Source organism: Streptomyces sp. Ac-502, assembly GCF_045222935.1.
GTDB classification, from domain to species: domain Bacteria; phylum Actinomycetota; class Actinomycetes; order Streptomycetales; family Streptomycetaceae; genus Streptomyces; species Streptomyces monomycini.
This window is the reverse complement of record NZ_JBHFFO010000001.1, coordinates 2972987-2994824: the sequence shown is the minus strand read 5'-3', so window position 1 is coordinate 2994824 and position 21838 is coordinate 2972987. Positions and strand designations below refer to the sequence as shown.

Annotated in this window: 22 protein-coding genes and 1 pseudogene; 17 read left to right on the top strand and 6 right to left on the bottom strand. The window is 70.2% G+C overall.

All coding sequences use genetic code 11. The annotated features are described in order from the left end of the window. Positions 1-2 precede the first annotated feature (2 nt). On the bottom strand, positions 3-1121 hold the full coding sequence (gene tal / locus ACEXOX_RS13570; protein ID WP_406520801.1) for a transaldolase: 1119 nt from the start codon (positions 1119-1121) through the stop codon (positions 3-5). 35 nt (positions 1122-1156) lie between these two features. Continuing rightward, the gene (gene tkt, locus ACEXOX_RS13565; protein ID WP_406520799.1) at positions 1157-3235 is read right to left on the bottom strand and encodes a transketolase; all 2079 of its coding nucleotides are present in this window, start codon (positions 3233-3235) and stop codon (positions 1157-1159) included. Between the two features lie 517 nt (positions 3236-3752). Between tkt and ACEXOX_RS13560 the strand changes: the two genes are divergently transcribed. From ACEXOX_RS13560 to ACEXOX_RS13550, 3 genes are all read left to right on the top strand, one after another. Beyond that, the gene (locus tag ACEXOX_RS13560; RefSeq protein WP_406520797.1) at positions 3753-4739 is read left to right on the top strand and encodes a heme o synthase; all 987 of its coding nucleotides are present in this window, start codon (positions 3753-3755) and stop codon (positions 4737-4739) included. A gap of 109 nt (positions 4740-4848) precedes the next feature. Continuing rightward, positions 4849-5232, top strand: coding sequence for a hypothetical protein (locus tag ACEXOX_RS13555; RefSeq protein WP_406520795.1), 384 nt, complete (start codon positions 4849-4851; stop codon positions 5230-5232). Positions 5233-5373: 141 nt separating this feature from the next. Next, positions 5374-6429 (top strand): amidohydrolase, encoded by a 1056-nt coding sequence (locus tag ACEXOX_RS13550; RefSeq protein WP_406520793.1) that lies wholly within the window; start codon positions 5374-5376, stop codon positions 6427-6429. Here the strand turns inward: ACEXOX_RS13550 and ACEXOX_RS13545 are convergent. The 3 genes from ACEXOX_RS13545 to ACEXOX_RS13535 form a co-directional block, all read right to left on the bottom strand. Beyond that, complete coding sequence (locus ACEXOX_RS13545) at positions 6393-7433, bottom strand: COX15/CtaA family protein (protein WP_406520792.1); 1041 nt, start codon at positions 7431-7433, stop codon at positions 6393-6395. The genes ACEXOX_RS13550 and ACEXOX_RS13545 overlap by 37 nt on opposite strands. 131 nt (positions 7434-7564) lie before the next feature. After that, positions 7565-8281: an ABC transporter permease gene (locus ACEXOX_RS13540; protein ID WP_406520790.1), complete on the bottom strand. Its 717-nt coding sequence runs from the start codon at positions 8279-8281 to the stop codon at positions 7565-7567. 85 nt (positions 8282-8366) lie between these two features. Next, on the bottom strand, positions 8367-9269 hold the full coding sequence (locus tag ACEXOX_RS13535; RefSeq protein WP_406526332.1) for an ABC transporter ATP-binding protein: 903 nt from the start codon (positions 9267-9269) through the stop codon (positions 8367-8369). Between the two features lie 417 nt (positions 9270-9686). Between ACEXOX_RS13535 and ACEXOX_RS13530 the strand changes: the two genes are divergently transcribed. The 11 genes and pseudogenes from ACEXOX_RS13530 (at position 9687) to ACEXOX_RS13480 (ending at position 19999) form a co-directional block, all read left to right on the top strand. Beyond that, positions 9687-10559 (top strand): helix-turn-helix transcriptional regulator, encoded by an 873-nt coding sequence (locus tag ACEXOX_RS13530; protein WP_406520788.1) that lies wholly within the window; start codon positions 9687-9689, stop codon positions 10557-10559. Then, complete coding sequence (gene sufB, locus ACEXOX_RS13525) at positions 10556-11977, top strand: Fe-S cluster assembly protein SufB (RefSeq protein ID WP_406520787.1); 1422 nt, start codon at positions 10556-10558, stop codon at positions 11975-11977. Before ACEXOX_RS13530 ends, sufB begins: the two co-directional genes overlap by 4 nt. A 60-nt stretch (positions 11978-12037) precedes the next feature. Further along, positions 12038-13251: pseudogene (gene sufD, locus ACEXOX_RS13520) on the top strand (Fe-S cluster assembly protein SufD). Next, complete coding sequence (locus ACEXOX_RS13515; protein ID WP_406520785.1) at positions 13248-13583, top strand: non-heme iron oxygenase ferredoxin subunit; 336 nt, start codon at positions 13248-13250, stop codon at positions 13581-13583. Before sufD ends, ACEXOX_RS13515 begins: the two are co-directional and overlap by 4 nt. A gap of 6 nt (positions 13584-13589) precedes the next feature. Next, positions 13590-14354, top strand: coding sequence for a Fe-S cluster assembly ATPase SufC (gene sufC / locus ACEXOX_RS13510; protein WP_406520783.1), 765 nt, complete (start codon positions 13590-13592; stop codon positions 14352-14354). Further along, the gene (locus tag ACEXOX_RS13505) at positions 14351-15607 is read left to right on the top strand and encodes a cysteine desulfurase (RefSeq protein WP_406520782.1); all 1257 of its coding nucleotides are present in this window, start codon (positions 14351-14353) and stop codon (positions 15605-15607) included. Before sufC ends, ACEXOX_RS13505 begins: the two co-directional genes overlap by 4 nt. A 21-nt stretch (positions 15608-15628) precedes the next feature. Continuing rightward, complete coding sequence (gene sufU, locus ACEXOX_RS13500) at positions 15629-16087, top strand: Fe-S cluster assembly sulfur transfer protein SufU (protein WP_406520781.1); 459 nt, start codon at positions 15629-15631, stop codon at positions 16085-16087. Next, positions 16084-16419 carry a metal-sulfur cluster assembly factor gene (locus ACEXOX_RS13495; protein WP_030021265.1) on the top strand — a complete coding sequence of 112 codons (336 nt, stop codon included), beginning with the start codon at positions 16084-16086 and terminating at the stop codon, positions 16417-16419. The genes sufU and ACEXOX_RS13495 overlap by 4 nt, the downstream gene beginning before the upstream one ends. A 276-nt stretch (positions 16420-16695) precedes the next feature. Next, a complete protein-coding gene (locus tag ACEXOX_RS13490) occupies positions 16696-17055 on the top strand; it encodes a hypothetical protein (protein ID WP_406520779.1) in 360 nt (119 codons plus the stop codon). A gap of 202 nt (positions 17056-17257) precedes the next feature. Further along, a complete protein-coding gene (locus ACEXOX_RS13485; protein WP_406526331.1) occupies positions 17258-17818 on the top strand; it encodes an ABC transporter ATP-binding protein in 561 nt (186 codons plus the stop codon). 477 nt (positions 17819-18295) lie between these two features. Beyond that, positions 18296-19999: a hypothetical protein gene (locus ACEXOX_RS13480; RefSeq protein ID WP_406520777.1), complete on the top strand. Its 1704-nt coding sequence runs from the start codon at positions 18296-18298 to the stop codon at positions 19997-19999. A gap of 53 nt (positions 20000-20052) precedes the next feature. Here ACEXOX_RS13480 and ACEXOX_RS13475 read toward each other — a convergent pair whose 3' ends face one another. Then, positions 20053-20277 carry a hypothetical protein gene (locus tag ACEXOX_RS13475; RefSeq protein WP_406520776.1) on the bottom strand — a complete coding sequence of 75 codons (225 nt, stop codon included), beginning with the start codon at positions 20275-20277 and terminating at the stop codon, positions 20053-20055. A gap of 117 nt (positions 20278-20394) precedes the next feature. Between ACEXOX_RS13475 and ACEXOX_RS13470 the strand changes: the two genes are divergently transcribed. The 3 genes from ACEXOX_RS13470 to ACEXOX_RS13460 are packed head-to-tail and all read left to right on the top strand — an operon-like array spanning position 20395 to position 21832. Beyond that, positions 20395-21222 carry a Scr1 family TA system antitoxin-like transcriptional regulator gene (locus tag ACEXOX_RS13470; RefSeq protein ID WP_406526330.1) on the top strand — a complete coding sequence of 276 codons (828 nt, stop codon included), beginning with the start codon at positions 20395-20397 and terminating at the stop codon, positions 21220-21222. Further along, complete coding sequence (locus tag ACEXOX_RS13465) at positions 21206-21415, top strand: DUF397 domain-containing protein (protein WP_406520774.1); 210 nt, start codon at positions 21206-21208, stop codon at positions 21413-21415. The genes ACEXOX_RS13470 and ACEXOX_RS13465 overlap by 17 nt, the downstream gene beginning before the upstream one ends. 51 nt (positions 21416-21466) lie before the next feature. Continuing rightward, positions 21467-21832 carry a VOC family protein gene (locus tag ACEXOX_RS13460; protein WP_406520773.1) on the top strand — a complete coding sequence of 122 codons (366 nt, stop codon included), beginning with the start codon at positions 21467-21469 and terminating at the stop codon, positions 21830-21832. Positions 21833-21838: the final 6 nt, after the last annotated feature.

Here is a 21838-nt window from a genome sequence, read left to right as displayed (position 1 = left end):
GGTCAGCCCTCCGAAGGAGCGAGGCGCTTGAGCTCCGCCTCAGTGGACTTGAGCAGGTCGTTCCAGGACGCCTCGAACTTCTCGACGCCCTCGTCCTCCAGCACCTGCACGACGTCGTCGTACGAGATGCCGAGCTTCTTCAGCGCGTCGAGGTCGGCCTGCGCCTGCTCGTAGCTGCCGCGCACCTTGTCGCCGGAGATCTCGCCGTGGTCGCCGGTGGCTTCCAGGGTGGCCTCGGGCATGGTGTTGACCGTGTTCGGCGCCACCAGCTCCTCGACGTACATGGTGTCCTTGAGCGACGGGTCCTTGACGCCGGTCGAGGCCCACAGCGGACGCTGCTTGTTGGCGTGCGCCTTGTCCAGCGCGTTCCAGCGGTCCGAGGAGAAGACCTCCTCGTACGCCTGGTAGGCGAGGCGGGCGTTGGCGACGGCGGCCTTGCTCTTCAGGGCCTTGGCCTCGTCGGTGCCGATCGCGTCCAGGCGCTTGTCGGTCTCGGTGTCCACGCGGGACACGAAGAAGGACGCCACCGAGTGGATCTTGGACAGGTCCAGGCCGGCGGCGTTGGCCTTCTCCAGGCCCTCCAGGTAGGCGTCCATGACCGCGCGGTAGCGCTCCAGCGAGAAGATCAGCGTGACGTTGACGCTGATGCCCCGGGCGATCGTCTCGGTGATCGCCGGCAGGCCCGCCTTGGTGGCCGGGATCTTGATGAGCGCGTTGGGGCGGTCCACCAGCCAGGCCAGCTGCTTGGCCTCGGCGACGGTGGCGCGGGTGTCGTGCGCCAGACGCGGGTCGACCTCGATGGAGACCCGGCCGTCCTGGCCGTCGGTGGCGTCGAAGACCGGGCGCAGGATGTCGGCCGCGTCCCGGACGTCCGCCGTGGTGATCATCCGGATGGCTTCCTCGACGGTCACCTTGCGGGCCGCGAGGTCGGTGAGCTGGGTGTCGTACCCGTCGCCCTGCGAGATGGCCTTCTGGAAGATCGACGGGTTGGTGGTGACACCGACGACGTGCTGCTGGTCGATCAGCTCGGCCAGGTTGCCGGACGTGATCCGCTTGCGGGACAGGTCGTCCAGCCAGATCGCGACGCCTTCGTCGGAGAGGCGCTTGAGTGCGTCTGTCATGGGGTTTGCATCTCCTACTTGATCGTGTACGGGCGTCAGCGCTGGGCCGCTGCGAGGGATTCCCGGGCCGCCGTGGCGACCGCGTCGGCGGTGAAGCCGAACTCGTGGAAGAGGACCTTGGCGTCCGCCGAGGCACCGAAGTGCTCCAGCGAGACGATGCGGCCCCGGTCGCCCACGTAGCGGTGCCAGGTCAGGCCGATGCCGGCCTCGACCGCGACCCGGGCCTTGACCGTCGGCAGCAGCACGCTGTCGCGGTACCCCTGGTCCTGCTCCTCGAACCACTCGACCGACGGCATCGAGACGACGCGCGTCGGGATGCCCTCGGCCTGCAGCGCCTCGCGCGCCTCGACGGCGAGCTGCACCTCGGAGCCGGTGCCGATCAGGATGACCTGCGGCTCGCCGCCCTCGGCCTCGAACAGCACGTAGCCGCCCTTGGCCGCGGCGGGGTTCGCCTCGTACGTCGGTACGCCCTGGCGGGTGAGCGCGAGGCCGTGCGGCGCCGGCTTGCTCTGGTGGCGGCGCAGGATCTCGGCCCAGGCGGTGGCGGTCTCGTTGGCGTCGGCCGGGCGGACGATGTTCAGGCCCGGGATGGCGCGCAGCGCGGACAGGTGCTCGACCGGCTGGTGGGTCGGGCCGTCCTCGCCGAGACCGATGGAGTCGTGCGTCCACACGTAGGTCACCGGCAGCTGCATGAGCGCGGCGAGCCGGACGGCGGGGCGCATGTAGTCGGAGAACACCAGGAAGGTGCCGCCGTAGATGCGGGTGTTGCCGTGCAGGGCGATGCCGTTCATGGTCGAGCCCATGGCGTGCTCGCGGATGCCGTAGTGGACCGTGCGGCCGTACGGGCTGGCCTCGGGCAGCGGGTTGCCCTCGGGCAGGAACGACGAGTTCTTGTCGATCGTGGTGTTGTTCGAGCCGGCGAGGTCGGCGGAGCCGCCCCACAGCTCGGGCACGACCGCGCCCAGCGCCTGGAGGATCTTGCCGGAGGCGGCGCGGGTGGCGACGCCCTTGCCGGTCTCGAAGGCGGGCAGCGCCTTCTCCCAGCCGTCCGGCAGCTCGCCCGCCTGGATGCGGTCGAACTGGGCGGCGCGCTCCGGGTTGGCCTCGCGCCAGGCGGCGACGGCCTGGTCCCACGCGGCGTGCGCCTCGCTGCCGCGCTTCCAGGCGGCGCGGGTGTGCTCGATGACCTCGTCGGAGACCTCGAAGGACTTCTCCGGGTCGAAGCCCAGCACCTTCTTGGTGGCCGCGACCTCTTCGGCACCCAGCGCGGAGCCGTGCGCGGCCTCGGTGTTCTGGGCGTTCGGGGCGGGCCAGGCGATGATCGAGCGGGCCGCGATGAACGAGGGACGCTCGGTCTCCTCCTGGGCCGCCTTCAGGGCCTTGGCCAGGCCGACCGGGTCGAGGTCGCCGCTGGGCAGCTGGTCGACGCGCTGGACGTGCCAGCCGTACGACTCGTAGCGCTTGATCGTGTCCTCGGAGATCGCGGTCTCGGTGTCGCCCTCGATGGAGATGTGGTTGTCGTCCCACAGCAGTACGAGGTTGCCGAGCTTCTGGTGGCCCGCGAGCGAGGAGGCCTCGGCCGAGACGCCTTCCTGGAGGCAGCCGTCACCGGCGATGACCCAGACGGTGTGGTCGAACGGCGAGGTGCCGGGCGCCGCCTCCGGGTCGAACAGGCCGCGCTCGTAGCGGGCGGCCATGGCCATGCCCACGCCGTTGGCGACGCCCTGGCCGAGCGGGCCGGTCGTGGTCTCCACGCCGACCGTGTGGCCGTACTCCGGGTGGCCGGGGGTCTTGGAGCCCCAGGTGCGGAAGGACTTCAGGTCGTCCAGCTCCAGGCCGTAGCCGGCCAGGTAGAGCTGGATGTAGAGGGTCAGGCTGGAGTGGCCCGCGGAGAGGACGAACCGGTCTCGGCCGGCCCACTTCGCGTCCGCCGGGTCGTGCCGCATCAGCTTCTGGAAGAGAACGTAAGCGGCCGGCGCGAGGCTCATGGCGGTACCCGGATGGCCGTTACCGACCTTCTGCACGGAATCCATGGCCAGGACGCGGACGGTATCGACGGCCCGCTGGTCCAGGTCGGTCCACTCGAAATCTGTGGTGGTCGGCTTGGTGCTCACCCTGAGTCAGGGCTCCTCTCCACATGTCGAATGCCGGGGACGGTTTGTCCGCCGGGCGTTGTCGAGCCTACCCCTGCATCCACGGCCGTCTTTTCGACGGAGCGTCGACGGCTCACCCGAGGAAACTCGACGCCTTAGGCAACCAAATCCGGACTCCGGACATTCCCGCCCCGGACGAGACGGCCACCACTCCAGACTGCCGGGCGGCGCCCGCCTTCGCCTCCTGAACGGTGTGAACGGCGGGCGAAGCGCCCGCGAGGGCGCGCCCGTGCGCAGCGGCGGCGGGGCACGAAAGGTGCCGGGGCCGGGGCGCGGCACGCCCAGGGACTCGCCGGGGGTACGGCCCCGCTGCCCCCGGTACCCCCTCAACACGACCCCACCCCCGCGAAGGCCGTCGTATGGCCAACGTCTAAAGTGGCGTGGTACGCGCAAGCCTTAACCGGGTCTTCACGGCCGGGAACGCTTGCTGGCCTTATCTTCGCGGCGCAAGCCGCTGATGTTACTTCCAGGGGTGTGCGTGACGGCCGTCGAATCCCGTCCTGCCGGTCGGGGCACCTCCCGTGCCCTTGAGGCTACGGGGGACCTAGCCCAGGGCCCGCAGGGTTCAGGTCACCGTCCGTTCGGGGCCCGTGTCAAGGCGTTCGTGGCGCTGACCAAGCCGCGCGTCATCGAGCTGCTGCTCATGACGACGGTGCCGGTGATGTTCCTGGCGGCCGGCGGCGTCCCCGACCTCTGGCTGGTGCTGGCCACCTGTGTGGGCGGCTATCTCTCCGCCGGCGGCGCGGCCGCGTACAACATGTACATCGACCGCGACATCGACGCCCTGATGGACCGCACCTCGCAGCGGCCGCTGGTCACCGGAATGGTCTCGCCCCGCGAGTGCCTGGTCTTCGCGACCGCGCTGGCGGTCGGCTCGACGGCCTGGTTCTGGTTCCTGGTCAACCCGCTGTCGGCGGTGCTGTCGCTCGCGGCCCTGCTGTTCTACGTCGTCGTCTACACGATGATCCTCAAGCGGCGTACCGCGCAGAACATCGTCTGGGGCGGCATCGCGGGCTGCATGCCGGTCTTCATCGGCTGGTCCGCGGTGACCAACACCGTCTCCTGGGCCTCCGCCGTCCTCTTCCTCGTCATCTTCTTCTGGACGCCGCCGCACTACTGGCCGCTGTCGATGAAGGCCAAGGACGACTACGAGCGGGTCGGCGTGCCGATGCTGCCGGTCATCGCGGGCAACAAGGCCGTGGCGCGGCAGATCGTGGCGTACAGCTGGGTGATGGTCCTGGTGTCGCTGCTGCTCCAGCCGCTCGGCTACACCGGCTGGTTCTACACGGTGGTGGCGGTGCTCTGCGGCGCCTTCTGGCTGAAGGAGGCGCACGGTCTCCAGGCCCGCGCCAAGGCCGGGATCACCGGGGCCAAGCTGAAGGAGATGCGGCTGTTCCACTGGTCGATCACCTATGTGTCGCTGCTGTTCGTCGCCATCGCCGTGGACCCGTTCCTGCGCTGGTAGGAGCTTGCGCCGAGATGTCCGCCGGGCCCGTCACGATCCGTTCGTGGCGGGCCCGCGGCGTACCGGGCGGGCCTTCCGCCGCTGATTACCGACGGGTAGCATCCTGTCCATGGCAGACATTCAGCAGGCGGATGCGGCGGACGAGCAGACCGGCGGGCAGCCCGCGCCGGGCCGGGCGGACAAGCGGGCCGAGCGGCGGACCGCCCGGCTGGCCAAGGACATCGCGGCGTTCGCCGCCTCCCACGGCGGCAGCGCCGACGGCCAGCTCGCCCACATCGCCCGCGGCAGCGTCCGGATCGCGCTGGTCGGCGCCGACGGCCAGTGGGGCAACCTCGTCGCCGGGACGCAGGACGTCGCACGGGCCGCGGCCGAGCGGGCCGGGGTCACCCTGCACGAGGAGTTCGACGGCGAGCTGGCGGCCAAGGTGCGCACCGGTCCGTACGAATGGTCGCGGATGGCGGGCATCCAGGTGGGTGGACCGGCCAACCCCTGAGGCCGGGGCCGGGCCGGGCCCGCTACCTGACGGCCGCGTCGTCCGTTGAGCCCACCAGGGGCGGCGTCCGTGCCGCGCCGGGTGGGCTTTCGGCGCCGCGGGCGCCTTCGGCTCCGGCGAGGATTCGGCGAGGAGGGGCGGATGGACCGACTGCCACCGCTCGTGGACCAGCACAGCCACGGCGCGCTCCACGGGGACCTGGGGCTCGGCGCCTTCGAGGCGCATCTGGCCGCCGCCTCGGGCGGCCACGGGCCAGCACCGGCCGGCACCACCTTCTTCGACAGCTGGACCGGCCTCGGCGTACGCCGCTGGTGCCCGCCCCTGCTGGGCCTGGAGGCGCACTGCTCGCCCGCCCGCTATCTGGCCCGCAGGCGGGAGCTGGGCGCCTTCCACGCGAGCCGTCTGCTGCTGCGCGGCGCCGGTATCGGAACGTTCCTGCTGGAGACCGGCGCCCCCAGCGAGCTGACCACGGCCGGTGAGCTGGCCGCCGCCGCGGAGGCGGGCGCCCACGAGGTCGTACGGCTCGAACCGCTCGCCGAGCAGATCGCGGACACCTCCGGCAGCGTCGGCTCCTTCGTCGGCTACACGGCGGAAGCGATCTACGCGGCCGCCCAGGACGCCACCGCCTTCGCCTCCGGTGCCCCCTTCTGCGAGGGGCGCGCCCCCGAGGCGGCCGAGGTGCGGCGCGCGGCCGAACGGTGGCTGCAGGGCCGCAGGCCGGGGGAGCGGCTGACCGAGCCGTCGCTGCTGCGGCACCTGCTGTGGAGCGCGGTCGCCACCGGCGTACCCGTACAGCTGCACGGTCCCGACCCGCTGCCGCTGGCGGGATTCTTGCAGGCCACCACCGGTATCGGTACGGACCTGGTGCTGCTGCCCCGGCCGCCGCACCACCGCCGTGCGGCGCAGCTGGCCGCGGTCCATCCGCACGTCTACGCGGACGCCGGGCCGGACCCTGAGGAAACGCTCAGGCAGGCCCCGTTCGGCAAGCTGATGTTCTCCACAGGGGCACGGGCGCTGCCCGAGCTGTACGTGACGGGCGCGCGCTTCTTCGTACGGGCCGTCGAGCGGGTCGTACGGGAGTGGGCGGAGGAGGGCATGTGCGCGCGGGCGGACGCGGGGCGGATCGCCGCCATGGTCGCGTCCGGGACCGCGCGCCGTGTCTACCGGCTGGAGGAGGAGGTGCCGGCGGCCGGCTGAGGTGCGGTGGGGGCGGGCACCTCAGCGCTCGCGGCCGCGGCGGTGCCGACGCCGTCGGCGGGGGAGTCGCCCGTACCGGCCGGTACGGGGCCGCGGTCGCGCAGCGCCAGGTAGATGCGCAGCACGCAGATCCACACCAGCGTCGAGACGAGCATGTGCAGGCCGACGACGATCTCCGGCAGGCCCGCGAAGTACTGGACGTAGCCGATGACGCCCTGGAGCAGGATGCAGCCGAACAGCTCCAGCATCATGCGGCGCGGCGCGGCCGGTGCCTTGACGGCGCGCAGCGTGAACCACAGGGCCACCGAGAGACCGACGACGATGTAGACGAAGTCGACGTGCAGCTGGGTGATCTCGTGCCAGTCCACCGGGATGCGGTGGACCTTCTTGGCGTCGCCCGCGTGCGGTCCGGCGCCGGTGACGACCGTGCCGATGACGGTGAGCGCGCCGGTCGCCAGGACCAGCAGCCCGGCGAGCTGGCGCACCGGCCGCGCGACCAGGTCGCGTGGTGCCTCGTCGCCCTCTGCGGCCCGCCGCCAGGCCAGCACGGAGACCGTGAGCAGGGCGGTGGTGAGGAGGAAGTGCGCGGCGACGAGGTACGGGTTCAGGCCGGTCAGGACGACGATGCCGCCCCAGACGGCGTTGCCCATGACGATCCAGAACATCGCCCAGCCGAGCCGGGTGAGCGAGCGGCGCCGGGGCGCGCGCGCCCGCGCCGCGATGATGAACACGCCGATGAACGCGCACAGCACGTACGTCAGCAGACGGTTGCCGAACTCGATGAGGCCGTTGATGCCCATCGCGGAGGTCGGCGTCAGGCTGTCCGGGGTGCACTTGGGCCAGGTCGAGCAGCCCAGCCCGGACTGGGTGAGCCGGACGGCGCCGCCGGTCACGACGATGACGACGGACATCACGACGGTGGCCAGCGCGGCCCGCCGTACGAAGGCGGCGCTGGGCTGCCAGCGGCGCGCGATCAGCTCAAAGGGGTTCCACGTGTTCGGCACGCAGCCATCGTAGGCGGCGGCTTGTGCAAAGTTTCACGAGGGGGTGGGCAACGCGCGGGCCTCTTACGCAACCGCAGGTCACACCCGTTCCCGACGGCCTGCTCCCAGCAGCCACTCCCTCGGAAGTGCCGCTACTCCCAGCGGAAGAACCTGGCCGCCGCGCCCAGCCCGAGCACCGCCCACACCGCGAGAATGCCCAGGTCGGCCCACGGCACGCCCGCGCCGTGCTGGAGAACGTCCCGCAGGCCGTCCGACAGAGCGGAGATCGGCAGCAGCCCGAGCACCGACTGCGCCGCGTCCGGGAACTTGTCCAGCGGCACGATCACGCCGCCGCCCACCAGCAGCAGCAGGAAGACGAGGTTGGCCGCCGCCAGGGTCGCCTCTGCCTTGAGCGTGCCCGCCATCAGCAGGCCGAGGCCGGAGAACGCCGCCGTGCCGAGGACGAGCAGCAGCACCACCGACAGCGGATTGCCGTGCGGGGACCAGCCCAGCGCGAACGCGATCACCGTCAGCAGTACGACCTGGAGGATCTCGGTCACCAGCACCGAACAGGTCTTCGCCGTCATCAGCGCCCAGCGCGGCAGCGGCGAAGCGGCCAGCCGCTTCAGGACCCCGTACCGGCGCTCGAAGCCGGTCGCGATGGCCTGCCCGGTGAAGGCGGTGGACAGCACGGCCAGCGCCAGGATGCCGGGTGTCAGGAAGTCGACGGCCTTGCCCTCGCCCGTGTCGACGATGTCGACGGCGGAGAACAGCACCAGCAGCAGCGTCGGAATGACGACGGTCAGCAGCAGCTGCTCGCCGTTGCGCAGCAGCATCTTCGTTTCGAGGAGGGCCTGCGCGCGGATCATCCGGGGCAGCGGCGCCGCGCCGGGCCGGGGGCGAAGGTGCCGGCGGTGCCGGCCGCGCCGCCCCCGTCCGTCGTGCCGGTGGCGGTCATGAACGCAGCTCCTTGCCGGTCAGTTCGAGGAAGACGTCCTCCAGGGTGTGCCGCTCGACCGCTATGGCGTCCGGCAGCACGCCGTGCTGCGCGCACCAGGAGGCGACGGTCGCCAGCAGCTGCGGATCGATCGTGCCCGTCACCCGGTACGTGCCGGGCGTCAGCTCGGCCGCGGCGCTCTCCGCCGGCAGCGCCTTGAGCAGCGCGTTCAGGTCGAGGCCGGGCCGCCCGGTGAAGCGCAGGGTGTTCTCGGCGCCGCCCTTGCACAGCTCCTCGGGGCTGCCCTGGGCGATCACCCGCCCGCCGTCGATGATCGCGACGTCGTCGGCGAGCTGCTCGGCCTCGTCCATGAAGTGGGTGGTCAGTACGGTGCTGACGCCGTCGGCGCGCAGTTCCCGTACGAGGTCCCAGGTCGCGTGCCGGGCCTGCGGGTCCAGCCCGGCCGTCGGCTCGTCCAGGAAGACCAGCTCGGGGCGGCCCACGACGGCCATGGCCAGCGCGAGCCGCTGCTGCTGGCCGCCGGACAGCCGCCGGTAGTTCGTACGGCCGCAGCTGCCCAGACCCAGCCGGTCCATCAGCAGGTCCACGTCGACGGGGTGCGCGTGCAGGCCGGCGGTGTGCCGCAGCATCTCCTCCGCCCGGGCGCCCGCGTAGACGCCGCCGGACTGGAGCATCACGCCGATACGGGGCCGTAGCGCCGCGGCGTCGGCGACCGGGTCCAGGCCCAGGACGCGGACGGTGCCCGCGTCGGGGCGGCGGTAGCCCTCGCAGATCTCGACGGTGGTGGTCTTCCCGGCGCCGTTGGGCCCGAGGACGGCGGTGACCGAGCCCGCCTCCACCCTGAGGTCGAGACCGTCCACCGCGGTCTTGGTCCCGTACCGCTTGACCAGGCCGGTGATCTCGACGGCAGGCGGACGGCCGGGGGCCCGGGGGTGTCCCCGGAGGAGGCGCTGCGCATGACCGGCAGTCTACGAAGCGCGCGGGTGTCCGCAGGAGCGGGGGCGAAAAGGTGCGGGCTCCTGCCGGATCGGGAACCGGAAAAGACGGACCGGCGCGACAAAAAGTACGGACTCCTTCGGGTGGGGGAGCGGGGCGGCCCCTGCGGGGTGTAGATCATCCGGGCTCCGGGCCAGGGGTGCCGAGTGGCCCTCCGGCTGCCGTCGGAACCGGCGAACCCGCAGGTCACGGGGTGGTCGGCACACTCGTACGAAGCCCGGACCGGTGCGGCAATTAGGTGACCCTAAGTGATCGAGGCCACCGGTCCGTGATCCCGCCGAGGGTTGTCTCGGCCTGGGGAATTACGCAACAATGGCGTTGTGAAATACGCGAGCGAGGAACAGGAAGGCACCGCGGCCCGCCCGGCCGGCGGGCCGGATCGCCCTGCGCCCGCACGCTCGGCGCGGTCCGCCTCCGGTGCCGCGCCGCACCATGACGAACAGCAGGGCACGCGCAACGACGAACAGCAGGGCACACGCAACCGCGTCGCGCGTTCCATCCTCGACCACGGTCCGTCCACCGCGGCCGAGCTGGCCCTCAGGCTGGAGCTGACCCAGGCGGCCGTCCGCCGCCACCTCGACACCCTCGTCGCGGAGAACGTGGTCGAGCCCCGCGAGAAGCGCGTCTACGGCGCGCGCACCCGCGGCCGCCCGGCCAAGGTCTTCGCGCTCACCGACTGCGGCCGGGACGCCTTCGACCAGTCCTACGACCAGCTCGCCGCCGACGCGCTGCGCTGGATCGCGGAGAGCGCGGGCGGCGGTGAGCTGGGCGAGGCCGCGATCGCGGCGTTCGCCCGCGCCCGCTTCGCCGCGCTGGCCGAGGGCTACCGCGCGAGCGTGGAGTCCGCGTCCCCCGAAGGACGTACGCAGGCGCTTGCCGAGGCGTTGACCGCGGACGGGTACGCTGCTACGGCACGCAGCGCGCCCAGTCATCAGCTGGGTGAACAGCTCTGCCAGCACCACTGCCCGGTCGCCCATGTCGCCGAGCAGTTCCCGCAGCTGTGCGAGGCGGAGACCGAGGTCTTCTCCCGCCTGCTGGGGACCCACGTGCAGCGTCTTGCCACCATCGCCCACGGCGACGGTGTCTGCACGACCTTCGTCCCGAAGGGCCGCGAGGCCGCCGGCAAGACCGCCCACCGCACCACCAAGACCACCAATGCTTCTGCAAGCACGGCCGGGAGGAACCCCGCATGACTCTCCCCACGGAGACTGCTCACCCTGAGCTTGAGGGCCTGGGCACGTACGAATACGGCTGGGCCGACTCCGACGTGGCCGGCGCTTCCGCCAAGCGCGGCCTGTCCGAGGAGGTCGTCCGCGACATCTCGGGCAAGAAGAACGAGCCCGAGTGGATGCTCAAGCTCCGCCTCAAGGGCCTGAAGCTCTTCGACAAGAAGCCCATGCCGAACTGGGGCTCGGACCTGTCGGGCATCGACTTCGACAACATCAAGTACTTCGTGCGCTCCACGGAGCAGCAGGCCGCCTCCTGGGAGGACCTGCCCGAGGACATCAAGAACACCTACGACAAGCTGGGCATCCCGGAGGCGGAGAAGCAGCGGCTGGTCGCGGGTGTGGCCGCGCAGTACGAGTCCGAGGTGGTCTACCACCAGATCCGTGAGGACCTGGAGCAGCAGGGCGTCCTCTTCCTGGACACCGACACCGCGCTCAAGGAGCACCCGGAGCTCTTTCAGGAGTACTTCGGCACGGTCATCCCGGTCGGCGACAACAAGTTCGCCTCGCTGAACAGCGCGGTGTGGTCCGGCGGCTCGTTCATCTACGTCCCCAAGGGCGTGCACGTGGACATCCCGCTCCAGGCGTACTTCCGCATCAACACCGAGAACATGGGTCAGTTCGAGCGGACGCTGATCATCGTCGACGAGGACGCCTACGTCCACTACGTCGAGGGCTGCACCGCCCCGATCTACAAGTCCGACTCGCTGCACTCCGCGGTCGTCGAGATCATCGTGAAGAAGGGCGGCCGCTGCCGCTACACGACGATCCAGAACTGGTCGAACAACGTCTACAACCTGGTCACCAAGCGCGCCGTCGCCTACGAGGGCGCGACCATGGAGTGGGTCGACGGCAACATCGGCTCCAAGGTCACGATGAAGTACCCGGCCGTCTACCTGATGGGCGAGCACGCCAAGGGCGAGACCCTGTCCATCGCCTTCGCGGGCGAGGGCCAGCACCAGGACGCGGGCGCCAAGATGGTCCACATGGCTCCCCGTACGTCCTCCAACATCGTCTCCAAGTCGGTGGCGCGGGGCGGCGGCCGTACGTCCTACCGCGGTCTGATCGAGATCGGCGAGGGCGCCGAGGGCTCCAAGTCCAACGTGCTCTGCGACGCCCTGCTCGTCGACACCATCTCCCGCTCGGACACCTACCCGTACGTGGACGTCCGCGAGGACGACGTCACGATGGGCCACGAGGCGACCGTCTCCAAGGTCAGCGACGACCAGCTCTTCTACCTGATGGCGCGCGGCCTGTCCGAGGACGAGGCGATGGCGATGATCGTGCGCGGCTTCGTCGAGCCGATCGCCCGCGAGCTGCCGATGGAGTACGCGCTGGAGCTGAACCGGCTGATCGAGCTGCAGATGGAAGGCGCGGTCGGCTGACGCCCCCGCCCACGCAGCGACTGATTTCTCACGAGGAAGAGAGCACGACGACAGCCATGGCTGAGGCTCACAACGCCCCCACTCTCGGCTCCGCTCGAGCGGGGGACCCCACCGGCGGGTTCCACCACCACCGGCTCGATCGCGGTGGCCGCCGAGTCCACCGTCGCCACCCGGATGAGCGCCCCGCCGTCCTACGACGTGGCGGACTTCCCGGTGCCGCACGGCCGCGAGGAGGAGTGGCGCTTCACCCCCTCGCGCGCCTGAAGGGCCTGCACGACGGCACCGCCGTCGCGTCCGGCGCCGACCTGAAGATCGACATCACGGCGCCCGAGGGCGTCACCCACGAGCTCGTCGAGCGCGGCGACCCGCGGGTCGGCAAGGCCGGCAAGCCCGTCGACCGGATCGCCGCCCAGGCGTACAGCTCCTTCGAGAAGGCGTCCGTCATCACGGTGCCCAAGGAGACGGTGCTCACCGAGCCGATCCGCATCGCGGTGCACGGCGAGGGCGGCACGGCCTACGGCCACCAGGTGATCGAGCTGGGCGCGTTCGCCGAGGCCGTCGTCGTGATCGACCACACCGGCGACGCCACGCTCGCCGCCAACGTCGACTACCTGATCGGCGACGGCGCCAAGCTGACCGTCGTCTCCGTGCAGGACTGGGACGACACCGCCGTCCACGTCGGCCAGCACAACGCGCTGGTCGGCCGGGACGCCGGCTTCAAGTCCGTGGTCGTCACTTTCGGCGGCGACCTGGTCCGGCTGCACCCGCGGGTCACCTACGCGGCCCCCGGCGGCGAGGCCGAGTTCTACGGCCTGTACTTCACCGACAACGGCCAGCACCAGGAGCACCGCCTCTTCGTCGACCACGAGGCGGCCAACTGCCGCTCCAACGTCGTCTACAAGGGCGCCCTCCAGGGCCAGGACGCGCACGCCGTCTGGATCGGCGACGTGCTCATCCGGGCCGCCGCCACCGGCACGGACACCTACGAGCTCAACCGCAACCTGGTGCTGACCGACGGCGCCCGGGTCGACTCGGTGCCCAACCTGGAGATCGAGACCGGCGAGATCGTCGGCGCCGGCCACGCCTCGGCGACCGGCCGCTTCGACGACGAGCAGCTGTTCTACCTGATGGCCCGCGGCATCCCGGCCGACGAGGCCCGCCGGCTGGTCGTCCGCGGCTTCTTCACCGAGCTCGTCCAGCAGATCGGCCTGCCGGACGTCGAGGAGCGCCTGATCACCAAGATCGAGGCCGAGCTGGAAGCATCGGTGGCATGAGCCCGGCCTACGTACGCGCCTGCGGGCTGGCCGACCTGGAGGAGGGCAGCCCCAAGCGCGTCGAGATCGACGGCGTGCCGGTCTCCCTCGTCCGTACCGAGGGGGAGGTGTTCGCGATCAACGACATCTGCTCGCACGCGAACGTCTCCCTGTCCGAGGGCGAGGTGGACGACTGCGCGATCGAGTGCTGGCTGCACGGCTCCAGCTTCGACCTGCGCACCGGCAAGCCGTCCGGGCTCCCCGCCACGCAGCCCGTCCCCGTATACCCCGTAAAGATCGAAGGAGAGGGCACGGACGCTTCCGTGCTCGTCTCCGTCACCCAGGAGTCCTGAGTCCCCATGGCAACGCTTGAGATCCACGACCTGCACGTCTCCGTCGAGGCCGAAGGCGGCCCGCGCGAGATCCTGAAGGGCGTCGACCTGACCGTGAAGCAGGGCGAGACGCACGCCATCATGGGCCCCAACGGCTCCGGCAAGTCCACCCTCGCCTACTCGCTGGCGGGTCACCCCAAGTACACGATCACCAGCGGCACCGTCACCCTCGACGGCGAGGACGTCCTGGAGATGTCCGTCGACGAGCGCGCCCGCGCCGGCGTCTTCCTCGCCATGCAGTACCCGGTCGAGGTCCCCGGCGTCTCGGTCTCCAACTTCCTGCGTACCTCCGCCACCGCCATCCGCGGCGAGGCCCCCAAGCTGCGTACGTGGGTCAAGGAGGTCAAGGAGGCCATGGAGCGGCTGTCCATGGACCCGGCCTTCGCCGAGCGCAACGTCAACGAGGGCTTCTCCGGCGGTGAGAAGAAGCGCCACGAGATCCTCCAGCTGGAGCTGCTCAAGCCGAAGATCGCGATCCTCGACGAGACCGACTCCGGCCTGGACGTCGACGCGCTGCGCGTCGTCTCCGAGGGCGTCAACCGCGTCCGCGAGGGCGGTGACGTGGGCACCCTGCTGATCACCCACTACACCCGGATCCTCCGGTACATCAAGCCCGACCACGTGCATGTCTTCGCCAACGGCCGGATCGCCGAGTCCGGCGGCCCGGAGCTGGCGGACAAGCTGGAGGCCGAGGGCTACGAGGAGTACGTGAAGGGTGGCGCAACCGCGTGACAAAGCTGCCGGGCCTCCTCGACACAGAGGCGATCCGCAAGGACTTCCCCATCCTGGAGCGACGGATCCACGACGGGAAGAAGGTCGTGTATCTGGACAACGCGGCGACCTCCCAGAAGCCCCGCCAGGTGCTTGACGCGCTGAACGGGTACTACGAGCGCTACAACGCCAACGTCCACCGCGGCGTGCACGTGCTCGCCGAGGAGGCCACGGCGCTGTACGAGGGCGCGCGCGACAAGGTCGCCGCGTTCATCAACGCGCCGAGCCGCGACGAGGTGATCTTCACCAAGAACGCCTCCGAGTCGCTGAACCTCGTGGCCAACATGCTCGGCTGGGCGGACGAGCCGTACCGGGTCGACCACGACACCGAGATCGTCATCACCGAGATGGAGCACCACTCCAACATCGTGCCGTGGCAGCTGCTCTCGCAGCGCACCGGCGCGAAGCTGAAGTGGTTCGGGCTGACCGACGACGGCCGGCTCGACCTGGACACGATCGACGAGGTCATCACCGACCGCACGAAGATCGTCTCCTTCACGCTCGTCTCCAACCTGCTGGGCACCGTCAACCCGGTCGAGGCGATCATCCGCCGCGCCCAGGAGGTCGGCGCGCTGGTCTGCATCGACGCCTCGCAGGCCGCCCCGCACATGCCGCTGGACGTCCAGGCGCTCCAGGCGGACTTCGTGGCCTTCACCGGCCACAAGATGTGCGGTCCGACCGGCATCGGCGTCCTGTGGGGCCGCCAGGAACTCCTGGAGGACCTTCCGCCGTTCCTCGGCGGCGGCGAGATGATCGAGACCGTGTCCATGCACTCCTCGACCTACGCCCCCGCGCCCCACAAGTTCGAGGCGGGCACGCCCCCGATCGCGCAGGCCGTCGGCCTCGGCGCGGCCGTGGACTACCTCACCTCGATCGGCATGGAGAACATCGCCGCGCACGAGCACGCGATCACCGAGTACGCCGTCCAGCGGCTGCTGGAGGTCCCGGACCTGCGCATCATCGGCCCGGCCACGGCCGAGGACCGCGGCGCGACGATCTCCTTCACGCTCGGCGACATCCACCCGCACGACGTGGGCCAGGTCCTGGACGAGCAGGGCATCGCGGTCCGGGTCGGCCACCACTGCGCGCGGCCGGTCTGCCTGCGGTACGGAATTCCCGCGACCACGCGGGCGTCTTTCTACCTGTACTCCACTCCGGCCGAGGTCGACGCCCTCGTCGAGGGGCTGGAGCACGTCCGCAACTTCTTCGGATGAGGACGAGGACTGACTGAAGCCGTGAAGCTGGATTCCATGTACCAGGACGTCATCCTGGACCATTACAAGCACCCGCACGGGCGCGGTCTTCGGGACGGCGACGCCGAGGTGCACCACACCAACCCGACCTGCGGTGACGAGATCACCCTGCGCGTACGGCTCAACGGTGCGACCGTGGAAGACGTGTCGTACGAGGGCCAGGGCTGTTCCATCAGCCAGGCCAGCGCGTCCGTGCTCAACGACCTGCTGGTCGGCAAGGAGCTGGGCGAGGCGCAGAAGATCCAGGAGACCTTCCTGGAGCTGATGCAGTCCCGCGGCCAGCTGGAGCCGGACGACGCGATGGAGGAGGTGCTGGAGGACGCCGTCGCGTTCGCCGGCGTCTCGAAGTACCCGGCCCGCGTCAAGTGCGCCCTGCTGAGCTGGATGGCTTGGAAGGACGCCACCGCCAAGGCCCTCTCCGAGGAGGCGAAAACCGCATGACCGACAACGCAGTGACCACCAAGCCGGCCTCGGAGGAAGAGGTCCGCGAGGCCCTCTACGACGTCGTCGACCCCGAGCTGGGCATCGACGTCGTCAACCTGGGCCTGATCTACGGCATCCACGTGGACGACGCCAACATCGCCACCATCGACATGACGCTCACCTCGGCGGCCTGCCCGCTGACCGACGTCATCGAGGACCAGGCGAAGTCCGCCACGGACGGCATCGTCAACGAGCTGAAGATCAACTGGGTCTGGATGCCGCCGTGGGGCCCGGACAAGATCACCGATGATGGGCGTGAGCAGCTGCGGGCGCTCGGGTTCAACGTCTGATCTCTTCCGTTCCCCCAAGGAACATTTCGCGGCTGTGCCCGCCGGGATTTCTCCGGCGGGCACAGCCGTTTTCGGGTCCCGGGCGCACGGCAGAAATCGCGATATGTGCCCCGGAAAGATTTCCTCCGGTATGCCATCCCGGATGGCCCCCGCCCTGCCGGTGCGAACGACCGGAACAATGCTTACTTCCGCGCTCCTCGGCTGTAATGCTCGTCGGCGTTCCGCACCCTTCGGCACCGGCCGGAGGGTGTCTTCGTCGCAGGGGAAGGACGCACCATGAAGAGAACCGGGCGATTAGCGACGCGTGCTGCCGTGGTGATCGCGGGGGTCGCCATAGCAGCGGGGTCCACCACCGCCTTCGCGGACATGGACCGCTACACCTCGGGTGCCCACTCGTGGCGCACGGGTGGCGGGAAGCAGGTCGGACTGCAGGACACCAAGGGAGACGGCAACTCCGTAAAGGCCGAGTACAACCGCAACCGGCCCAGCAACTCGCTGTACACCCTGTGGAACCACAGCGGTCGAGGCACCAAGGTGTACAGCAACAAGGGCGGCACGGTGTGGGACATGCGCGTCTGCACGGAGATCGACAAATGGCCGGACGACTGCTCCAACTGGTGGAGCGACGACCACTGAGCCGTAACGGCCTGCTCTGACAGAGCGCTGCCCGGGATCTTCTCCGCCCGGGCAGCGCGTTGCCGATTTTTCTCCGAAAGGCGGGCGGCGTGACGGAAGCGTTGTTGCCCCTGGACATTCATGCGCTGCGGTACGAAGTGGGGGCCGGCGCTTGTTCGAAGGGCTCGGACTCGCGGTGCGCGCCGGCGAATCGGTGGCCGTCATGGGGCCGTCCGGATCCGGGAAGAGCACGCTTCTCTCCGTCGTCCTGGGGCTGGTCCGGCCTGATGCGGGAACGGTTTCCGTAGCGGGACACGATGTGGCGCGATTACGGGGCCGCCATCTGGCGGAGCACCGGCGGAAGCACATAGGCATGATCTTCCAATTCGGAGAATTGCTGCCGGAACTCACTCCCGTGGAAAATGTCGCCCTGCCCGCCCTGCTGGACGGCGCGGACCGGGACCGCGCCTATGCCGACGGCCGGAAACTCCTGGACGAACTGGGCGTGCCCGCCGCCGGCACGGCGACCGGTGACCTGTCCGGCGGCGAGCGGCAGCGGGTCGCCGTGGCGCGGGCTCTGATCGGGAGTCCGTCGCTGCTCCTCGCGGACGAACCCACCGGCGCGCTCGACGCGGAGACACGTGACCACGTGGCCGGGACGCTGTTCGCCGTACCGGCCTCACGTCAGTGCGGGCTGCTCGTCGTGACACACGACCCCTCGGTGGCGGGCCGGGCCGACCGGGTCATGCACTTGGAACAAGGTGCCCTCGCGGGTGCGCGGTGAAGCGCGGCCGGATGCGCCACATGCTGCGCATCGGCCGGGCGGCGGGGCGGTCCGCCGAAGGCGGCCGAGCGCGCTTCTGGGCCCTGCTGGCCGCTACGGCGGTCCTCGCCGTGACGCTCTGCTCGTCAGCCGCCACGGCTGCGACGTGGGAGGGCCGCGAACAGCGGGGGCCGCGCGCGTCCCGACCTTCGCCGAGCAGGGCGACCGGCCTTCGGCTCTCTGGAGCCGCTACTGGGACGGCTACCAAGGGCGCCAGTTCACCGTGGTCGTCATCGCTCCTCTCACCGAGGACGCGCCGCTGCCGCCCGGAGTCGCACGATGGCCGGGCCCCGGTGAGGTGTTCCTGTCACCGGCGTTGGCCGACGGACCCGCGAGCGAGGGCTTCCCCGCCGCTACGGTACCCAGGTCGGCACCATCTCGGCCGAAGGGCTGGCATCGCCCGGCGAACGGCTGGCCTACGTGCGCCCCACCACGGCCATGCTCGGTACCGCACAGATGGAGAAGATCGTCGGGTACGGAGGCCCCGGCCCCGTCTTCGGCGACCTGCGGGTGGTCGGGCCACGGTCGTCCATGCTGGCCGTCATCGGCGTACTGCTCGGCCTCCCCGCCCTGGGGCTGGCGGCAGCGGCGGCCAGAATGGGTGCCGCCGGAAGAGACCGCCGCGACGCACTGCTGCGCACTCTCGGCGCCGGCCGGACGGCACGCGCATGGATGGACATCGGCGCCGCCGTCCGGCCCGTGTGCGTCGGCGCCTCAGTCGCGGCCCTCCTCACCGTTCCGTTCCTGCTGACAGACATCGAACTGCCCTGGATCGACTACACGTTGTACGCTCCGGACCTGCGACGGGTCGGCGGGACCCTGGCGGTCGCCGTGGCGGCCTCCGCCGTGGGGATGCTCGGCCTGATCCTCCTGCTGCGTCCGGCCGCCGCGCGCAAGGGAATGTCCACCACACCCCGTGCGGCGGGCAGCGGACTGCTGCGACTGCTGGCTCTGGGCTCCTGCCCGGCCTTCCTCGTCCTGGCCCTGACATCGAAGAGTTTTGGAGCACAACGCTCGGCCGCCGCCTACCTGTTCGCGGTCGTCGGCGTGTGGGCCACCCTCCCCTGGGTGATCGGCTGGATCGCTTCGCGCGTCAGCGGCAGGGCATCGAGATCACCGCACCCCGGCGGCGACCCGGCACGCCTGATAGCCGCCCGCACCACCGCGGCCCGCCCCGGCACGGTGGTGCGTCTGGTGGCCGCCATGGTCATCGCCATCGGAGTCGTCGGACAGACACAGATCATCACCAGCCTGCTGTTCGCCCGCTCCGGTGACGAGGAACAGCTGAAGTCCGCACAAGGGCAGACCATGGCGCTCGTGCAGACGTCGGCCGTGCGGCTCACGGACGCGTTCACCGCCGCGCTTCCCGCCGGGGCGCACGCCGTCGCCGTCAGCGCGGGAGACATCCGGCCGGACGGTTCCAGCGGCAGCCGGATTCTCCAGGGGCCGTGCGACAGCCTTCGCGCACTACGGCTGCCGTGCCCTGCCGCCGGAGAGGAGGCGCACGTACCGTACGGCGACCTCGACCAGCGCCTGCGCGTGTCCGGCTACCAGAGTTTCGGCCCGACGCCCGCCATCGTCCGTACCGGGCCGGTCGTCGCCGTCAACCGGCCCGAGGGGCTACAGGCCGTCCTGTTCACCGACAGCGACGAGCCCATGGACATCCCGGCCGTCAAACGTGCCGCGCACCTCCACTTGAGTGTGAAAGCCCTCGCCGAACCCGTGGCCGAGGACGGAGTGAAGTCCTTCACTGTCGGATACCAGTCCCGCTGGATCCCCTTCCTCGGCACCATCGGCACGGTCGTCCTGCTCACCGCCATGGCGCTCGCGTCCCTCTCGGAATTCCTGCGCTTCTCGCAGACCCTCGCCCCGCTCACCGTGCTCACCGGCCGGAGCAGGATCTTCCACACGACGGCTTTCTGGTGCCTGGGAGCCCCGCTCCTGGGCGCGGGCGCGGTCGGCGCCGCCGCTCACGTCGTCCTGGTCCAGCCCGTCACGGGAGGAGAAGGCGGCGCGACCCTGTCCTGGAACCTCGTCACGGCCGTCCTGCTGGCCACGGCACTCCTGGCCGCCGCGGCAACGGCTGCCGGTGGTGCCACGGCCGCGCGCCGCGCGCAGATGTGGCGACCTCGCGCCGACTGATCAGGAGCGGCTGTGCCCCCGGGGTTCTCCGGCGGGCACAGCCGTTTCCGCGTCTACTTGCTCGCCGCCCGGAACACCTCGGTCATCTGCATGGCGGTGACGATGTTGATACGGCCGGTCTCGATGAGGTGCGCGGGCGCGCCCAGCCCGGCCACCGGGTGCGGGTCCAGCCGGAGGCTGGGGAACTGGATGCCGACGGCTCGGGCGGCCTCGCCGAGGTCACACATGATTTCGCGGGCGGTTTCGGCGGGGGAGAGGTTCTCGTAGGGGTGGGACATGCGCTGTACCTCCGTAGGGGGCGGGTGGTTGTTTCCGCTTACAGAGTGGAGTCGCGCGAGTACGCTCGCCAGCAGGTGACGCGTGACAGCGCACGGGTCACGCAAGGGGGTAAGTGCATGGCTGGTCGTCGTATTCCGAAGTCGCGTACGGCGTACGGAGAGGAATTGCGAGAGCGGCGGGAGGCGGCCGGTCTGACGCAGGAAAAGCTGAGCGAGCGCGCCGTGATGTCGCGCACTCACATCGCCCACATCGAAGCGGGTAGGCGAAAGCCGGCTCCGGACGACGCACGGCGTCTGGATCAAGTGCTGGACACGGGTGGGGTGTTTGAGCGGTTCCTGCCGGCGTTGGACACTCGGACTTTGGCTGAGCACTTCGAACAGGTGGCAGATTTTGAGCAACAGGCAACGGTGATCCGCGAGTACGGGGCCACGTTGGTGCCGGGCTTGCTTCAGACGGAGGCGTATGCGCGCGCAGTGTTCCGTGCCTACTACCCGCCGAAGAGCGCCGAGGAATGTGACGGCCTGCTCGTCACGCGGCTGGAGCGGTCGGAAATCCTGGCCGATCCGGTGTCTCCCGTTTTCTGGGTGGTGCTCGACGAGGCAGTTGTGCGAAGGCCGGTCGGTGGGCCCGGAGTGATGGCGGCGCAGTTGCGGCACATCACCGAACTGGGAGAGCGCGAGCGAATTCGCCTTCACGTTCTGCCTTTTTCGGCCGGAGCTCACTCGTTGCTGGAGAGCGGCTTGATGCTCATGTGGTTCGATGACGCACCTCCTATCGCCTACGTGGAGGGCCTGCACTCCGGCACGGTGCATGACGATCCGACGGTAGTTCTGGACAGTCAGGCGGCCTACTATCGGGTCTTGGGCGACGCGCAGTCGCACGAGGAGTCGTTGAGCCTGCTCAGGGCAGTCGCGGAGGGCTACGAACATGAACGGCAGCAGTAACGACCTCGCGGGGTGGCGCAAGTCCACTTACAGCGGGGGCAGTGGGGGTAACTGCCTTGAAGTGTGGGATGGGATATCCGGGCTGATCCCGGTACGGGACTCCAAAGATCCGCACGGCCCAGCGCTGATCTTCCCCCACACCGCGTTCGCGGCCTTCGTCAGCGCCCTCAACCGCGGGGACTTCTCCGCCTGATCGCCCGTCCAACCCCTGACACGGCCATGCCCGCCCGGCACACTGGCGGACATGGCCGTTTCTCTGTACCAACTCTCCATCGACGCGCACGACCTGAAGGGGCTCGCCACCTTCTGGGCCCAGGTGCTGGACTGGCGCATCGTGTACGAGGACGAGGAAGAAGTGATCATCGCGGTGGACGAGAACGCACTGCCGGGCATCGGTTTCCTCGCCGTACCGGAGGCGAAGGCGGTCAAGAACCGGCTGCACATCGAACTCTCGCCGGACGACCAGGCCGCCGAGGTCGAGCGGATCATCGGGCTCGGGGCGCGCCGGGTGGACTTGGGGCAGGGGGACGACGTGTCGTGGGTGGTGCTGGCGGATCCCGAGGGGAACGAGTTCTGCGTGCTGAGGCCGAAGAAGTCGTTGGTGGACTGACCGACG

What these genes read in the sequence shown, in the direction of transcription:
- tal (WP_406520801.1), bottom strand. Translation starts at nt 1,121, where the DNA reads ATGACAGACGCACTCAAGCGCCTCTCCGACGAAGGCGTCGCGATCTGG.
- ACEXOX_RS13555 (WP_406520795.1), top strand. Translation starts at nt 4,849, where the DNA reads ATGGCAGACATTCAGCAGGCGGATGCGGCGGACGAGCAGACCGGCGGG.
- ACEXOX_RS13550 (WP_406520793.1), top strand. Translation starts at nt 5,374, where the DNA reads ATGGACCGACTGCCACCGCTCGTGGACCAGCACAGCCACGGCGCGCTC.
- ACEXOX_RS13540 (WP_406520790.1), bottom strand. Translation starts at nt 8,281, where the DNA reads ATGATCCGCGCGCAGGCCCTCCTCGAAACGAAGATGCTGCTGCGCAAC.
- sufB (WP_406520787.1), top strand. Translation starts at nt 10,556, where the DNA reads ATGACTCTCCCCACGGAGACTGCTCACCCTGAGCTTGAGGGCCTGGGC.
- ACEXOX_RS13515 (WP_406520785.1), top strand. Translation starts at nt 13,248, where the DNA reads ATGAGCCCGGCCTACGTACGCGCCTGCGGGCTGGCCGACCTGGAGGAG.
- sufC (WP_406520783.1), top strand. Translation starts at nt 13,590, where the DNA reads ATGGCAACGCTTGAGATCCACGACCTGCACGTCTCCGTCGAGGCCGAA.
- ACEXOX_RS13495 (WP_030021265.1), top strand. Translation starts at nt 16,084, where the DNA reads ATGACCGACAACGCAGTGACCACCAAGCCGGCCTCGGAGGAAGAGGTC.
- ACEXOX_RS13490 (WP_406520779.1), top strand. Translation starts at nt 16,696, where the DNA reads ATGAAGAGAACCGGGCGATTAGCGACGCGTGCTGCCGTGGTGATCGCG.
- ACEXOX_RS13485 (WP_406526331.1), top strand. Translation starts at nt 17,258, where the DNA reads ATGGGGCCGTCCGGATCCGGGAAGAGCACGCTTCTCTCCGTCGTCCTG.
- ACEXOX_RS13480 (WP_406520777.1), top strand. Translation starts at nt 18,296, where the DNA reads ATGCTCGGTACCGCACAGATGGAGAAGATCGTCGGGTACGGAGGCCCC.
- ACEXOX_RS13475 (WP_406520776.1), bottom strand. Translation starts at nt 20,277, where the DNA reads ATGTCCCACCCCTACGAGAACCTCTCCCCCGCCGAAACCGCCCGCGAA.
- ACEXOX_RS13470 (WP_406526330.1), top strand. Translation starts at nt 20,395, where the DNA reads ATGGCTGGTCGTCGTATTCCGAAGTCGCGTACGGCGTACGGAGAGGAA.
- ACEXOX_RS13465 (WP_406520774.1), top strand. Translation starts at nt 21,206, where the DNA reads ATGAACGGCAGCAGTAACGACCTCGCGGGGTGGCGCAAGTCCACTTAC.
- ACEXOX_RS13460 (WP_406520773.1), top strand. Translation starts at nt 21,467, where the DNA reads ATGGCCGTTTCTCTGTACCAACTCTCCATCGACGCGCACGACCTGAAG.